Genomic DNA, 14,984 nt, shown 5'->3' with positions numbered 1-14,984 from the left:
CAATTGACACCCAAGTGGTAAGGCCAGAATCTGCCAGATCGCCTTGTACTGTTTTCCACAGTAGCGTATCAGGTCATTTATGTTACAATTTCAAGTAAGACACATGAAAGAACTCAATAGCAAAGACATGTCGCATCAACCCTTGTATCAATTACAAGAGATTGACCCGTACTGCAACTTACGCAAGTTACCACACCCATTTCCGTATCAGGGAAGCAAGCGAGGCATTGCTAAGTACATCCTCCCTTACTTTCCGTCTGATACCAAATGCTTAATAGAGCCGTTTTGTGGCGCCGGGGCTATCTCTATTGCCGCTGCCGCTTACGGAATGATGGAAACAATTTCACTAAATGATTTGAATAAACCCCTGATGGACTTATGGGTGGAGATATTAGAGCGACCAAAAGACTTGTGTGACGAATATGAAAGACTGTGGAGTGAGCAACATTCAGATAGAAAGTCTTACTTTCTGAAAGTGAGGGATGAGTTCAACATCGCACACAAACCTTGCTACTTGCTTTACTTATTGGCACGGATTGTAAAAGGCTCTATCAGATACAGTTCTGACGGCAAATTCAATCAGAGTGCGGATAACAGGCGTTCAGGAATGAAACCCCACACAATGAGACAAAACATATTGGGCGTGTCAGCACTTTTGGCTGGAAAAACCAGCACATCTGCAATGGACTTTCAAGTGATAGTGGAAAGGGCTGGCGAGAACGATTTGGTTTACATGGACCCACCCTATCAAGGCACATCGTTTACAAGGGACCATAGATACATCAATGGCTTGTCTTACGATGATTTCGTGGATGCACTTGCGGTTATGAACAAAAGAAACATCTCATACATCATAAGCTACGATGGTATTACTGGTGAAAGAATGCATGGAAAACCACTCCCGAAACACCTCCGCCTTCAACACACCACAATCTATGCAGGCAGATCCAGTCAAGCGACATTGTTGGGCAAAAACCATCAGACCATTGAATCCCTGTACTTGTCTGATCCTTTGGTGAATAGACTACGGTATGAAGGCCCCGCTTTGTGTGTTAGTAATAGAAAGCAACAAGAGATTATATTTGCATGACTAAGCAAAGTTACCCCAAGAAGTTTCTTGCTTTGCTGAAGAGTATTAATGCCAAGCGTCCCAAAACAGTTATTGACCATATCCTCAAACATGGTCAGGTAACAACCGAGGAATTGAAGGACATTTATGGCTACAACCATCCTCCTCGTGCTATAAGAGATGTGAGAGAACAAGGTGTGCCTATTAAAACTTTCCGTGCCATCGGTTCGGATGGAAGGAAAATCGCTGCATATAAGTTTGGAGACCCATCAGAAATCCGGTCTGCACAACTTTCTGGTCGTACGGCGTTTTCTTCAAGCATGAAAAATACACTGATTGAGAAGCACGGCGCACGGTGCAATATTTACCTTGAATCATTTCCCCCAAGGGAATTGCAAATTGATCACAGAATCCCTTTTGAAATTGTGGGAGACCAAAGTGATCTTTCAAGTAATATGGATGACTATATGCTTCTATGCGCGTCTGCAAACAGGGCGAAATCATGGAGTTGTGAGAATTGTGCTAATTGGACAATCAAGAAGGCTGAGACATGCCAACAGTGCTACTGGGCCTACCCAGAATCTTATAAGCATATCGCGATGCGTGACATGCGGAGGCTTGACATCTTATGGTCTGGCGAGGAAGTCAAAGAGTATGAGTTTCTCATGAAAGAAGTTTCCAAAGCCCAGAAGGAAGTGCCAGACTATGTAAAAGATGTCATCCGCAAACACCTTAAAAGAAGTTCTAGTTGATTTTCATGGGTCAACCACATGGCTTATACTGAAACAAAGACATACATTACCCCTCGCTCGGCGAAATAACCTCTCTCGGTTTTCCCGCTCCCTGCGGCTCTCCCACAATCCCCTCGCGCTCCATCTGTTCAACAATGGTCGCCGCGCGGTTGTAGCCAATCTTAAGCCGCCGCTGAAGCATTGATATTGACACCTGCCCCGCTTCGGTGACTATTTCAAGCGCCTGCTCATACATCTCGTCCCGCTCCTCAGTGCTGGAATCACCCTGCTCGCCCTCAGGTTTGTTGATGGCGTCCGCAACCGCGCTGTCAAACGCGGGCTCGCCCTGTGATTTGAGAAAATCAACAATTCTCTCCCGCTCCTCGTCCGTTATCAGCGCGCCCTGAATTCTCTCCAGCGCGCCGGTTCCGGGCTTGAGATAAAGCATGTCTCCCTTGCCTAACAGACTTTCCGCTCCCTGAGCGTCAAGGATAATCCTTGAGTCCACCTTTGATGAGACCAGAAACGAGATTCTTGCCGGAATGTTCGCTTTCAAAAGTCCCGAAACCACATCCGCGGACGGGCGCTGAGTGGCAACAACAAGGTGTATTCCCGCCGCGCGCGCCTTCTGCGCTATCCTGATAATGCAGTCCCGCGTGTCGGACGCGGCGGACATTATCAAATCCGCAAGTTCGTCTATCAGAATTACAATGTAGGGCATAATTTGCGGCGAGCCGGGACCCTCATCCCGCTCTATTGCGGAGTTGTATGAATCTATGTTTCTCACGCCTTTTTGGGAAAGAACCTTGTACCTGCCCTCCATCTCGGCGACCGCCCACTTGAGGGCGGCGATTGCTTTTCTCGGCTCTGTAACAATGGGGTGGAGCAGGTGGGGGATGTCTTCATAAATGGCAAACTCAAGCATTTTCGGGTCTATCATAAGGAGGCGCAGCCTGTCCGGCCCCGTTTTGTAAAACAGGCTTGCGAGCAGCGAGTTCAGAAGCACGCTTTTGCCCGACCCGGTCGTTCCCGCTATCATCAGGTGAGGGGCGGCGGCAAGGTCGGTGTAATAGGGCGCGCCGGATATGTCTTTGCCGACCGCTATGGTAAGAAGCGATTTATTTGCCGCAAATTCGGGGTTTTCTATAATTTCCCTCAGGCATACCTTCTCCCGCCGGTTGTTGGGGACTTCAATGCCCACCACATCCCTGCCCGGAATGGGGGATATGATTCTTATGCTGCTCGCGCTGAGGTTCATCGCAAGGTCATCTTCAAGCGAGGCGATCTTGCTCACCTTGACCCCGGAGGCGGGCTTGTATTCAAACATGGTGATAACGGGGCCGGGCCTGATCTCCGTTACTTTTCCCGAAACGCCGAAACTCTGGAGTTTTTCCTCAATCAGGCGCGCGCTCCCGTAGGCGCTTTCCTTGTCAATCTCCGTTTTTCCGCCTTCCGGCCTTTCCAGCAGGTTTATGGGAGGAAGGGCAAAACTGCGCCCTTCAGGCCGGGGGGCGGGGTCTTTTTCCGCCGGTTTGGGATTTTTCTTATCCTGTTTTTTGATGACCAGTTTCGGGGCTTCCGCCGCCTTTTCTTCGCCGGAGGGGACAACGGGCGCGGGTTGTTTTTCTTCCTTGATTACCGGCGGGGAGGGCGGGGTTTTTGCGCGGAACTTTTTCACCAGACCGGCGGCAAACACTGCCGCGCTCCGCAGCATTTCCGACAGGCGCAAAAGAACGGAAACGACGGCTTTCAGAGACACGCTCAATGTTTTTGCAACGGCGTTAAAACCTGATGACAGAACCGTCCGCAGGCTGGTTCTTGCAAGAAACACAAGGCACACGGAAACAACGGAAAGCCCGACCACATAAGAGCCGAACACACCAACCGTATCCACTGTGAAGCGTAGAATCTCCCGTCCCAGTTTCCCGCCCGCGCCGTCCTGAGTGAGGTGGTTTACCAAAACCCCCTCAAGAGCCAGACCGGACAAAAGCGCGGTTGACGCCAGAAGCCCTATGGCGGCGGCGGCGTCTTTCAGAAGCGCCTTTCCCTTCACGCTGAAAAATACAAGGCGGACGCACAGGTAGGCGCACCCGGCGGGAATCAGCAGGGAGGCGACCCCGAATGCGGAAGACAGCGTCCCCGATACTGTTTTGCCAACCCATCCGACCGCGCCTCCGCCGAACGGCGAAAGCGAGCCGCCCGCAACAAGCCCCGCCGCCGTTATTGCTCCGAGCAGAAAGACGCCGACAGCCGCCGCCTCTTTTTTAAATCCTCCTTTTTTGTTGCTCATCGTAAAGTCAGCGCCCGCGCGGCGGATTCGGCAAGCCCCGCCGTGTCAAACGGCGCAATCCCCAGCAGCAGGGTTACAACGCACAATAAGGCGACCGCCGCGCGCGCTCCGAGCCCCGCTTTCCATCCGGCGGTCTGCTGTTTTGACACCGGCTTCATAAACGCGAACACCGCAACCTTCAAATAGTAGTAGGCGGAGACCACGCTGTTGACAAGGGCAAACACCACCAGAAAGTGCAATCCCTCCTGCGCCGCCGGAAGGAAGACCCGGTATTTTGCAAAAAAACCTATGGTCGGAGGAACTCCCGCGAGCGCAAACATAAACACCGCAAGAGCCAATGCGGCGGCGGGTTTTGTCCGCCACAGCCCTGATATGTCGCCGAAAGTCTGGTATTCGTTTCCGTCTCTTCCAAGAACGGACAGCAACCCGAACGCGCCGAGGCTGACCGCCGCATAGGCGTAAGAGTAATAGAAAACGCCGGAAAGCCCCGCCGGGTCGTCCCCGGACAAATAGGCGGCGACACCGACCAGAACATACCCCACATGGGCGACGCTTGAATATGCGAGCATTCTCTTCACATTGCTCTGCGCTATGGCCGATATGTTTCCGGCAAGCATGGTTACCGCGGCAACCGCGCTGACTATCACCGGAAGCGCCCACTGCCCGGCTGACCCTATTTCCACGACAAACCTTGCCAGAACCGCAATCGCTGCCACCTTGACGCCCACGGACATAAAAGCGGTCGCAGGCATGGGCGCGCCGTGGTAAACATCGGGAATCCACTGATGAAGGGGGGCGGCGCCCGCCTTGAATATGAAGCCCGTAAACACAAGAGCCGCGCCCGCAAGCAACATCGGATTTGACGGCGAGGCTTCAAACGCGCCCGATATGACGCCGAATTCCAGACTTCCCGTCCCGCCGTAAAGCAGCGCGATGCCCAGAAGCATAACGGCGGAGGAAAACCCTCCCGTAACCAGATACTTAATCCCCGCCTCGGCGGGGGCAACGGTTCGGGACGAAAATCCGGCAAGGGCGTAGGCGCAGATTGAAACCACTTCAAACGAAACGAAAAGCGACACGAACTCAACCGATTCGGCCATCAGCATCATCCCCGGCACACACAGCGAGACAAGGGCGAGAAACTCTCCAAGCCGCTCGGATTCTCTTATGTAAGAGGCGGCAAAAAGGGACGCCGCCGCCGCGCTTGCAAGAAATATGGAGTTGAAAAAAGCGGAGAAATCATCAAGGTAAAGAGTGCCGGAAAACGCGCTCTCCGCGCCGCCGAACCTGTCCGCGTTGAGAACAAAGGCGATGGCAAACCCGATAAGCGCAACGGCGCAGAAGATCGTCCCGCGCCTCTGTTCAGAGACGGTTTTCAATACGGGCGCGGCAACGGCGAGGACAAGTCCCGCAATGCACAGCGCAATCTCCGGGGCTATCAGAGAGGCGTTTGCTGTAAGCTGGGCAAGGTTCATAACACAGGACGGGACAATTTTTTACGGCAAAGCGGGCGGTGTCAATTTTGCCTCAGTCCCGATGATATTTCGGCAAAGGTTACGGGACCCGATATCTTGCTCACTATCCTGCCGTCGGGAGAGATGAAAAAGGTTTCCGGAACGCCCGCGACACCGTAATCAATGTGGACGGCTTTGTCCGGGTCGTAGCCGTTCGGGTATTCAACGCCGTGCCTCGCGATGAACTCAAGCGCGGCTTCCCTGTCATCCATAACATTGACGCCCATAATGACGGCATCTTTTCCGTACGCCCTTTGCGCCCTGTTGAGTTCTTCCGCCTCCTGAGCGCACGGAAGACACCATGACGCCCAGAAGTTCAGCACCACAGGCCGCCCCGGCGCACCGGCAATGTCAAACTTTTTTCCGTCAAACAGGGTCAGCCGCAAGCCGGGCGCGGGCTTGCCAATCAGGGGAGAGTCCGGCCAGTCTCCGCGCTGTCCGGAGAGACGCCTTTCAAAAGAGTAAACAATTAAGACTGCGACAACGGCGATGAGCGCCGCGCTGATGACTCGCGTTACTGTTCTCATACCGCCCGCTTCGCGTATAGTATTACATTATCCGCCCGGATATTGCCAGAGCGCCGGAAAAATGGCAGGAAAAATAATCACAGTCTCAAACCGCCCGCCCCTCTCCGCAAAGGTTGGCGCGGCGAACACCGGCGCGGGGGGAGTTTCCCTCAAGCGCAACATAGGCGGGGTTGCCACGGGCATCGGCGGCGCGAACTTCGGCGCAGACGCCGTGTGGGTGGGCTGGCCCGGCGTTTCGTCTTCCGGAATGAGCCCCGGGCGGACGCAAGAGATAAAGCGGCTGCTTGGGCCCGGCCTTCATCCCGTTTTTCTGGATGATGCGGAGACCGAGGGTTACTACAACGGCTTTTGCAACTCAACCCTCTGGCCGCTCTTTCACTACTTCCCTCAGATTGCCGAATATGACAAACACTTTTTTAACGCATACCGGAAGGTGAACAAAAAGTTTGCAAAAGCCGTTCTTGAAGTGGCGGACGGGAATGACACAATATGGGTTCACGACTACCACCTGATGCTTCTTCCCTCGCTTTTGAGGGAGCGGCTTCCCGATGCCGAGATCGGGTTCTTTCTTCACATACCTTTCCCTTCCTCCGAAATTTTCAGAATGCTTCCGGGCGCGGCGGAAATCCTTGACGGCATGTTAGGGGCGGACCTTGTGGGCTTTCACACCTTTGACTATGTGCGGCATTTTTCAGAGAGCGTGAGGCGAATCAAGAGAATTGAAAACTCAATGGGCGTTTTCAATGTCGGCTCCCGCCTTGTCAAAGCGGACATGTTCCCCATGGGCGTGGATGTGAAAAAGTTTTCCTCCGCCCTCAAACTGGAGTCCGTGAAAAACAGCATCAGGAAAAAGTCGCGCCTTTTTTCCCCGAACTGCCGCGTAATTCTTTCCATTGACCGGCTGGATTACACAAAGGGCATAGACAGGCGGCTTGAGGCGTTTGACTTGTTCTTAAAGGAAAACCCGAACTGGCGGGGCAGGGCGGTTCTTCTGCTTGTCGCAGTCCCTTCGCGCTCCGATGTTGAGAGTTACAAAACTCTGCGCTCAGAAATTGAGCGGATGGTGAGTGAAATCAACGGCAAGTGGGGAACAATGAACTGGGAGCCGATTAAATACCTTTACCGCTCTTTCAGTTTCCGGGAGATGGTTTCCCTTTACGCGCTTGCGGATGTTCTTTTCATAACCCCCGTCCGGGACGGGATGAATCTGATTGCAAAAGAGTATGTCGCTTCACGCCCGGACGGGCGGGGGGCGCTTATTTTGAGCGAGATGGCGGGCACTTCAAGGGAGCTTGGAGAGGCGTTCATAGTCAACCCGAATGACTTTTCCGCCACGGCGGGGGCGCTTCGCGCGGCTCTGGAGACGCCCACAGCGGAGCGCAAGCAGCGAATGGAGGCGATGAGGCGGCGGCTTGTCAGATACGACCTTGCCAAGTGGACGCGCGATTTTCTGGACAAACTGCGGCAGACAAGGCGCATGCAGTCCGCCATGTCTTCAAGGATTTTGTCAAAGCGGGCGGCGGATGAAATCATCGGAAAGGTAAGAAGGGGCAAAAAGTCCATAGTGTTGCTGGACTATGACGGCACGCTTGTTTCTTTCAGGGAGAACCCCGAAGACGCAAAGCCCGATGATGAGATATTAAAAAGTCTGCGAGCCGTTGCCGCGAATCCGAAAATCAAACTTGTGATAGTGAGCGGCAGAGACAGAAAAACCCTCTCCCGCTGGCTTGGGAAAGTGAGCAACTGCATCATTGCCGAGCATGGCGCGTGGATAAGAGACGGGGGGAAATGGCGGCGCACTTCTCCCGAAACGCCGGGTTGGAAAAAAGAGGTTTTGTCCGTGCTTGAGATATTTTCCGACAGAACTCCCGGCTCGTTTGTGGAGGAAAAAAACTATTCTCTTGTGTGGCATTACAGAAAGGTTGACCCCGCGCTTGCGGTTGTGAGGGTGGGGGAGATTAACGAGGCGCTCGCCGGAATGGTGCAAAATCTCAATGTCAGGGTAACGCAGGGAAACAAGATTGTTGAGGTGGGGGATTTGTCGGTCAACAAGGGCGCGGGTGTTCTCCCGTGGTTTTCAGGCGGCGGGTGGGATTGCGCGATTGCAATGGGGGATGATGTTACGGATGAGGATATGTTTTCGGCGCTTCCGTCTTATGCTTATTCAATCAAGGTCGGGCACGGGCGACCGAGCAGGGCGAGGTTTTATACGCCTTCGGTCACAGAGGCGCGGCAGTTTGTGCATCGGTTGGCGAGGGTTAAGTGAAAACGCTTTTTCTGATAAGGCACGCCCACAGCGGAAGGAAGTCGGGGGTTGCGGATGATTCGAAACGTCCGCTTTCGGACAGGGGAAAGGCGGAGGCGGCGGAGATGGGGAAACGGCTTAAAGCAGGAAGGGTTAATTTTGACGCCTTTTATTCAAGTGTTGCGAAAAGGGCTTATGAAACGGCGAGAATTGTTGCGGGGGAGGTGGGGGTTTCGGTTGAGGATATTGTAAGGGATGAAGGGTTTTACACCTTTGATGTTGAAAGGCTTTTGTCCGCCGTCCGGTCTGTTGATGACGGGTTTTCCACTGTTGCGGTTTTCTGTCACAATTTTGCGGTAAGCGGGGTTGCGAACCTTCTTGCGGGAGCGGAGATAGAAATGCCGACTTGCGGGGTTGTTCATATAGAAACGGGTTCGGAAAAATGGAGCGGGGTTTCGGCGGGAGAGGGAAGGGTGGTTGAGTTTGATTTTCCGGGGCGGGATAAATCGGGTTGATGTTTGGCGGTTAGAGGCAGAGGGATGGGGGAGAAGCAGTATTGCTTTCCCCGTCATTCCGTGCTCCGCACGGAATCCAGAGGGGATGGGGAGATGTGCCGTTGACAAAACGGGGAGATTGCCGTTAGGGTTTCGCCGTCCAACAAACCGATGACGGGAAGGATTGAGAGATGAACAGAGCATTTTACGGGTTTGCCATAGCGGTTGTCGTTTTAATGGGTGCGGCTTACTATGCGGGTCTTTATGGGTCGCAAACCGAGGTGAATGAGAGAGGTTGGACACCTCTAATGTTTGCGGCGAGGGACGGAAACTCTAAAGCAATACGAGAGTTACTAAAAGCGGGTGCGGACATAGAGGCAAAGGATAACGATGGCTGGACGGCTCTGATGATTGCGGCGATCCTCGGGCAGACAGAAGCAGTAAGAGAGTTGCTAAAAGCGGGAGCAGATATAGAAGCAAGAGAGAGTGAAAGCGATTTGACGGCTTTAATGCTTGCGACAGGTGGCGGCCAAACCGAAGCAATACAGGCATTGCTGAAAGCGGGAGCAGATATAGAAGCAAGAGAGAGTGAAAGCGATTTGACGGCTTTAATGCTTGCGACAGGTGGCGGCCAAACCGAAGCAATACAGGCATTGCTGAAAGCGGGAGCGGATATAGAGGCAAGAGAGAGTATAAGCGGCGGGACGGCTCTAAGGCAGGCGGCATTTCATGGCCAAACCGAAGCAATACAAGTATTGCTGAAAGCGGGAGCGGATATAGAGGCAAAAAATCATTTAGGCGCAACGGTTCTGATGGCAGCGTTGTTCGGCGGCGGGCACATAGAAGCAATACAGACATTGCTTAAAGCAGGGGTTAATATAGAGGCAAGGGAGAATTATGGACTCACGGCTCTGATGATTGCGGCAATTCATGGCCAAACCGAAGCAATACAGGCATTGCTGAAAGCGGGAGCAGATAAACGGGCAAGTGTCGACGGAGTTACGGCTTTTGATGCATGGCAAGCGGCGCATAAAGACCATCCTGATTTTTACGAAATCACAAGGTTGCTTCAACCATGATTTTAGAAAAAGAAAAATACGGACAAACATGCTACTCTATTCTTGTTCAAGATCCTATTTATGATAACACCTATACCTATATTTACCCCGCATGCTTCGAAGCAGAATTGCTTGTGAGATATAGTGAAAGTCTGGAAGAAGTAGCAGATCAGATTACTTATATGCTTTTATATACAAAGTATCAAAAGATAGAATGCAAGGGACAATCTTGTATAAAAGGCAGTTTGCGAATGTATTCACAGACAAAAAAAATGATATTTCATATTAATGTGGTTATGAAACAGAACCACAAGTCTTTTACGATACTTAATTATGGAATAGAATGGTAGGGTCTGCATCATGAAGAAAAAACTGACAGCCATTGTTCTCTTCCTCTGTCTCCTCTCCGCCACACCCGCAGAGGCTCACAGAGTCCATTTCCCGAAAGAGTCACAGATGGAAAACTTCCTTGTGAAGAACTGGAAGCACACTGTCTTTGCTGAAAACTTTGACATATACAGAGACAAGAAAGGGCGAACCGGCAAGCAATACCCTACGGACACGGGAGGGAAGATTGACATCCTTGCCATTAGCAAAGACAAAAAGACCTTTCTTGTGATTGAACTGAAACGGGGCGGGACTTCCGATACGGTTATCGGGCAATGCCAAAGGTATATGGGGTTTGTGAAAGAGAAACTGGCAAAGAAGGGTCAGGAAGTCAGGGGAGCAATAGTAGCCTCAAAGACAAACAAGAAAATCAAACGAGCTTTGTCGGTTGTGCCTAACATTGACTTTTATAAATACAAAATCAACTACAAGGTTATTCACTTGGAGAGGGTTGAGTGAGAGATAAGAAGAGACGTATTATAGCATCTTTAGTAGATTCATTATTCTTCTTTTCTTTCTTTATGTCCTCACAAGACATGCCATATTCTTTTTTAATCTGTTCCAACATAAAGTGTTTAACAGTACCTTTGTGAAGTCCTTCTTTCATCATTGTATCTTTGAGGGCTTTTTTCATCTCCAGATGCTCCCTATATAACTTTCTTGTAGGATTAGATTCACCACGCTTTCCTTCGTATCTTTTAAGCGATTTTAGTTTTTCGATCAATTCTGTATACTCTTTATTCAAAGAACTTTTCCTCCTTGAGATCTTTTCACACTTTGTTGATTTTTCTTTCTCGGCTTTCCGCCGTTTCACACCACTATTTCAACTTCTTCAAAACTTCCGCCGCCCGCACTGCTGACCGCCTGAGAGCGGTTCAACTCAAGCATTTCAGACAGGGAAACTCTCAGCGTCTCTATAAGTTCCTCGCGGGTCGCCTCCTGACAGTTCACGCCGGAAATTTCCTGTATCCAGCCTATCCACCAGTCGCCGTCCTGTTTGATTATCGCTTTGTAATGGGATTGCTTGCTCATACCTTCAATTATCACAAGGCGCATTGCGTATGTCAAAACCCAAGCACACCCTCAACCTCCGATATCTTCCCGCAAACCGCCCCGCACTTGCCGAACTCATCCGCTTTCAAGCGCGGGTCGGGAATTGCCACGCAAAACATCCCGGCATCCGCCGCAGACTCAACCCCGCGCGGCGAGTCCTCAACCGCCGCGCAAAAGCGGGGCGCAATGTCAATCTTTTCAGCCGCAAGCAAATAAATGTCGGGCGCGGGCTTTCCGTTTTCCACACAATCGCCCGACACCACCGCATCAAACAGGGTCCCAAGCGAAAACTTTTCAAGCACATACGCTATAACCCTCATGGGCGAACTGGACGCAAGAGCGGTTTTCAACCCGCCGCCTCTGAATCTTTCAATCGCCTCCCTTGCGCCCTCAAACATTGACAGACGCTCCTCATAAATGCCGAGAAGGATCTCCATCCTCCGCTCTATCAGACTTTGGGGGGAGCAGTTCAGCCCGAACTCCCGGATAATCAGTTTTGACGAGTCAATCTGGCTCAGTCCGACAACCTTGTCCCTGAAAAGAGGGTCGTAACGAACGCCCTCCGATTTGAGCAGTTTTATTTCCGCTTCTTCCCACAGGGGCTCGCTGTCTATGAGCACCCCGTCCATGTCAAAGATGACGGCTTGAAAATTCAAAGTTGGTCTTGAATCTTGTCTTCAAGCGACTTTTTGTATTCCGCCGTGTCTATCTTCACTCTTGCAACGCCGGTTTCAATTGCCGCCTGCGCCACCGCCGCGGACTCCCACGGAAGAACGCGCGGGTCAAACGGCTTGGGCACTATGTAATCGGGAGAAAACTCTATCGGGCTTCCGCCGTACGCCTTTATAACACTGTCGGGAACGGGCTCTTTCGCCAGAGCCGCAAGCGCCCTGACCGCCGCAATTTTCATCTCCTCGTTTATGGAACGCGCCCTCACATCAAGAGCGCCCCGGAATATGAACGGGAAACCGAGAACATTGTTCACCTGATTGGGGTAGTCAGACCTTCCGGTCGCCATGATTACATCATCACTTCTCGCGCTTTTTGCATCCGGATATGAAATCTCCGGGTCGGGGTTCGCCATGGCGAATATAATGGGGTTTGCGTCCATGCTTCTCACCATATCCTGACTTACCGCTCCGCCGTTTGACAAGCCCACAAAACACTGCGCGCCTTTCATCGCGTCTTCAACAGTGCGGTGCTTGGTCTTTACGATAAAACGCTCTTTCTGAGGGTTCAGCCCCTCCTTGCGCCCTTCGTAGATTACGCCCCTGCTGTCGCACATTATTATGTTTTCCCGCTTCACGCCGAGAGAGACAAACAACTCCGCGCAAGCGATTGCGGACGCGCCCGCGCCGTTGAAAACCATAGTAAGGTCTTCAATGTTTCTGCCCGTCAACTCACACGCATTGAGAAGCCCGGCGGCGGATATGATCGCCGTTCCGTGCTGGTCATCATGAAAGACGGGGATGTCCATCTTCTCTTTCAACTCATCCTCTATCTTGAAACATTCCGGCGCTTTTATGTCTTCAAGGTTAATGCCGCCGAAAGTCGGCTCAAGGCTCTCAACGATTCTTATAAACTCGTCGGGGTCGGAGCAGTTTATGTTTATGTCGTAAGCGTCAATGTCCGCAAACCTTTTGAACAGAACCCCTTTGCCCTCCATTACCGGCTTGCCCGCAAGCGCCCCTATGCTGCCGAGGCCCAGAACCGCCGTTCCGTTGGAAACCACGCCCACAAGGTTGCCCTTGTTGGTGTATTCGTAAGCGGTGTCAGGATCTTTTTCTATCTCTTTGCACGGCTCGGCCACTCCCGGAGAGTAGGCGAGGGAAAGGTCCCACTGTGTCGCGCACGGCTTTGAGGGGATAACCTCAAGTTTTCCCTTCCTCTCTTTCCTGTGATACTCAAGCGCGGATTTTTTCAGGTTTTGTTCCGATTTTTCTGCCATGGTTTTTCTCCTTCGCCGTTACCCGCACCCGCAACTGCCGCCGCCGCAACATGTGTCTGTGCCGTTTTCCGTTTCAGCCGCCTCAACAGGGGCGGGGGGTTCGGCGGAACTCGCTCCAAACCCTTTGAAGCCAAAACCGAAAGAGGAAAGAAGTCTTGTAACTTTCTTCGTTCCGCAACTTTCGCACTTTGCAACCTCATTGCCGAGGTGAAGGAACTCAAATCTGTTTCCGCACTTCGCGCATTCGTATTCGTAACAGGGCATTGGAAGACTCTCCGTCAGCGGCTTAATATATGGAAAGACGGGGGATTAGTCAACAGGCGGCAATCCCGTCAAATCCTCGTCCAGAAATCAAGCCCCAGAAACTCAAAAAACCTCTGCCCGTAGATATTCACATAAAACAGCAACCCCGCCGCCATCAAGAACCCCGCCGCCAGCAGCATCCCCCCGACCGCATACTTATAGACGGAGTGATAGCGGCTCACAAGCGCCGAGAGAGACCGCCACCTTCCGAGGAACAGGGCGGCAAGCACAAACGGCGAGCCGAGCCCCGCCGAATAGGTCAGCAGAAGCAGCATCCCCCCGGACGGTTCGGGAGACAGCGCGGCGTAAGACAGTATGGACGCAAGCATAGGCCCTATGCACGGCGTCCACCCGAAAGCAAAGGCGCACCCCAGCATGAACACATAGGCCGCCCCTCTTCCCGCGCCGGGGGCGGACGCCCGCCGCTCCCTCATCAGGAAGGGGATTTTAATGACCTCCAAAGTGAAGAGCCCTAAAATCATCACCAGAGCGCCGGAAACAACAGAAAGGGTCTCCCTGTATTCCGCAAGAAAAGACCCGGCGAAGGACGCCGAAGTTCCCATGAGGGAGAATACTGAGGAAAATCCCGCCACAAACAAAACCGCAGGACCCACCGGGCGGGCGTTGCCCGCCGCAATCGCGGACAGGTATCCGGGAACCAGAGGAAATATGCAGGGCGAGAGAAAAGACGCCGCGCCGGCAAGAAAGGCGAGGGTGAACGCGGGGGAGGCGGTTTCAATCATGACGTTTCCCCGCCGTTTTGGATATACGATTCAAACCGCCCGCCGAGGTCTTCCGCTTCATCTATGTCGCGCAGTGTTTGCAGCATGCTCACCTTAAGGGAAAGCGCCTCCGCTTTTTCAACCGTCCGGGCGGTTACCGAGTTTGAACTCCATTCAATTCCGCAAAACAACTCCCGGTAAAGCCGCCTCATTCCTATAAGGTAATAGCCGCCGTCTTCGCACGGCCCTATAACCACATCCGCCCCGTCAAGCCGCTCAAACGCCCCGGCGATAATTGCGGGTGTAATGTCAGGGCAGTCCGTCCCGATGACAACAACCTTTTCGCTTCCCTCCCGAAGGCAAAGCCCGATGGCGTTTGCCATTCTTCCGCCCAGCGAATCCCCGCTCTGCGGAGAGAAAGCCCCCGAAAAGCCGCCGAGCCACCGCCTTACTTCTTTTTCCATTTCCGGCGGGTCAAAGAAAATCCGCGCTCCGCGCTCCGCCGATTTCACAACATCTTTCGCCATGGCGGAATAAACCGCCGCCGCCCGCCGGTTTCCCAGTTGCTTTGCCAGCCGCGTCTTCACTTTTCCCGGAGTGGGGTGCTTGAGAAAAATCGCCACCGTGTTCAATGTTGCTGGTT

Annotated in this window: 16 protein-coding genes; 6 read left to right on the top strand and 10 right to left on the bottom strand. The window is 52.5% G+C overall.

Features of this window, described 5'->3' with window-relative positions:
- Positions 1 to 103 precede the first annotated feature (103 nt).
- Both OXF42_01300 and OXF42_01295 read left to right on the top strand, forming a co-directional pair.
- Complete coding sequence (locus OXF42_01300) at positions 104 to 1,090, top strand: DNA adenine methylase (protein MCY4046736.1); 987 nt, start codon at positions 104 to 106, stop codon at positions 1,088 to 1,090.
- Positions 1,087 to 1,821, top strand: a complete 735-nt coding sequence (locus tag OXF42_01295; protein MCY4046735.1) for an HNH endonuclease — start codon at positions 1,087 to 1,089, stop codon at positions 1,819 to 1,821. Before OXF42_01300 ends, OXF42_01295 begins: the two co-directional genes overlap by 4 nt.
- 46 nt (positions 1,822 to 1,867) lie before the next feature.
- Here OXF42_01295 and OXF42_01290 read toward each other — a convergent pair whose 3' ends face one another.
- The 3 genes from OXF42_01290 to OXF42_01280 are packed head-to-tail and all read right to left on the bottom strand — an operon-like array spanning position 1,868 to position 6,131.
- Positions 1,868 to 4,090, bottom strand: a complete 2,223-nt coding sequence (locus OXF42_01290) for a DNA translocase FtsK 4TM domain-containing protein (protein MCY4046734.1) — start codon at positions 4,088 to 4,090, stop codon at positions 1,868 to 1,870.
- Positions 4,087 to 5,565 (bottom strand): NADH-quinone oxidoreductase subunit N, encoded by a 1,479-nt coding sequence (locus OXF42_01285; protein ID MCY4046733.1) that lies wholly within the window; start codon positions 5,563 to 5,565, stop codon positions 4,087 to 4,089. The genes OXF42_01290 and OXF42_01285 overlap by 4 nt, the downstream gene beginning before the upstream one ends.
- A 41-nt stretch (positions 5,566 to 5,606) precedes the next feature.
- A complete protein-coding gene (locus OXF42_01280) occupies positions 5,607 to 6,131 on the bottom strand; it encodes a TlpA disulfide reductase family protein (protein ID MCY4046732.1) in 525 nt (174 codons plus the stop codon).
- Positions 6,132 to 6,192: 61 nt separating this feature from the next.
- On the opposite strand from OXF42_01280, the gene OXF42_01275 reads away from it, so the two are divergent.
- From OXF42_01275 to OXF42_01260, 4 genes are all read left to right on the top strand, one after another.
- Positions 6,193 to 8,397: a bifunctional alpha,alpha-trehalose-phosphate synthase (UDP-forming)/trehalose-phosphatase gene (locus OXF42_01275; protein MCY4046731.1), complete on the top strand. Its 2,205-nt coding sequence runs from the start codon at positions 6,193 to 6,195 to the stop codon at positions 8,395 to 8,397.
- A complete protein-coding gene (locus OXF42_01270; protein MCY4046730.1) occupies positions 8,394 to 8,891 on the top strand; it encodes a histidine phosphatase family protein in 498 nt (165 codons plus the stop codon). Before OXF42_01275 ends, OXF42_01270 begins: the two co-directional genes overlap by 4 nt.
- Positions 8,892 to 9,061: 170 nt before the next feature.
- Complete coding sequence (locus OXF42_01265; protein MCY4046729.1) at positions 9,062 to 9,949, top strand: ankyrin repeat domain-containing protein; 888 nt, start codon at positions 9,062 to 9,064, stop codon at positions 9,947 to 9,949.
- Between the two features lie 339 nt (positions 9,950 to 10,288).
- Positions 10,289 to 10,774 (top strand): endonuclease NucS, encoded by a 486-nt coding sequence (locus OXF42_01260; protein MCY4046728.1) that lies wholly within the window; start codon positions 10,289 to 10,291, stop codon positions 10,772 to 10,774.
- Here OXF42_01260 and OXF42_01255 read toward each other — a convergent pair.
- From OXF42_01255 to OXF42_01225, 7 genes are all read right to left on the bottom strand, one after another.
- Positions 10,749 to 11,129, bottom strand: coding sequence for a hypothetical protein (locus OXF42_01255; GenBank protein ID MCY4046727.1), 381 nt, complete (start codon positions 11,127 to 11,129; stop codon positions 10,749 to 10,751). The genes OXF42_01260 and OXF42_01255 overlap by 26 nt on opposite strands.
- On the bottom strand, positions 11,126 to 11,347 hold the full coding sequence (locus OXF42_01250; GenBank protein MCY4046726.1) for a type II toxin-antitoxin system HicB family antitoxin: 222 nt from the start codon (positions 11,345 to 11,347) through the stop codon (positions 11,126 to 11,128). Before OXF42_01250 ends, OXF42_01255 begins: the two co-directional genes overlap by 4 nt.
- A gap of 32 nt (positions 11,348 to 11,379) precedes the next feature.
- The gene (locus OXF42_01245; protein MCY4046725.1) at positions 11,380 to 12,024 is read right to left on the bottom strand and encodes an HAD family phosphatase; all 645 of its coding nucleotides are present in this window, start codon (positions 12,022 to 12,024) and stop codon (positions 11,380 to 11,382) included.
- Positions 12,021 to 13,316 (bottom strand): malate dehydrogenase, encoded by a 1,296-nt coding sequence (locus OXF42_01240; GenBank protein ID MCY4046724.1) that lies wholly within the window; start codon positions 13,314 to 13,316, stop codon positions 12,021 to 12,023. Before OXF42_01240 ends, OXF42_01245 begins: the two co-directional genes overlap by 4 nt.
- A gap of 18 nt (positions 13,317 to 13,334) precedes the next feature.
- Positions 13,335 to 13,580, bottom strand: coding sequence for a zinc ribbon domain-containing protein (locus OXF42_01235; GenBank protein MCY4046723.1), 246 nt, complete (start codon positions 13,578 to 13,580; stop codon positions 13,335 to 13,337).
- Between the two features lie 68 nt (positions 13,581 to 13,648).
- Positions 13,649 to 14,362, bottom strand: a complete 714-nt coding sequence (locus tag OXF42_01230; GenBank protein ID MCY4046722.1) for a cytochrome c biogenesis protein CcdA — start codon at positions 14,360 to 14,362, stop codon at positions 13,649 to 13,651.
- Positions 14,359 to 14,964 carry a TIGR04282 family arsenosugar biosynthesis glycosyltransferase gene (locus tag OXF42_01225; GenBank protein ID MCY4046721.1) on the bottom strand — a complete coding sequence of 202 codons (606 nt, stop codon included), beginning with the start codon at positions 14,962 to 14,964 and terminating at the stop codon, positions 14,359 to 14,361. The genes OXF42_01230 and OXF42_01225 overlap by 4 nt, the downstream gene beginning before the upstream one ends.
- Positions 14,965 to 14,984 lie beyond the last annotated feature (20 nt).

It is taken from the genome of Candidatus Dadabacteria bacterium (assembly GCA_026708565.1).
Lineage (GTDB): Bacteria > Desulfobacterota_D > UBA1144 > Nemesobacterales > Mycalebacteriaceae > Mycalebacterium.
Note: the sequence above shows the minus strand (reverse complement) of the source record. Positions and strands in the feature narration are given on the sequence as shown.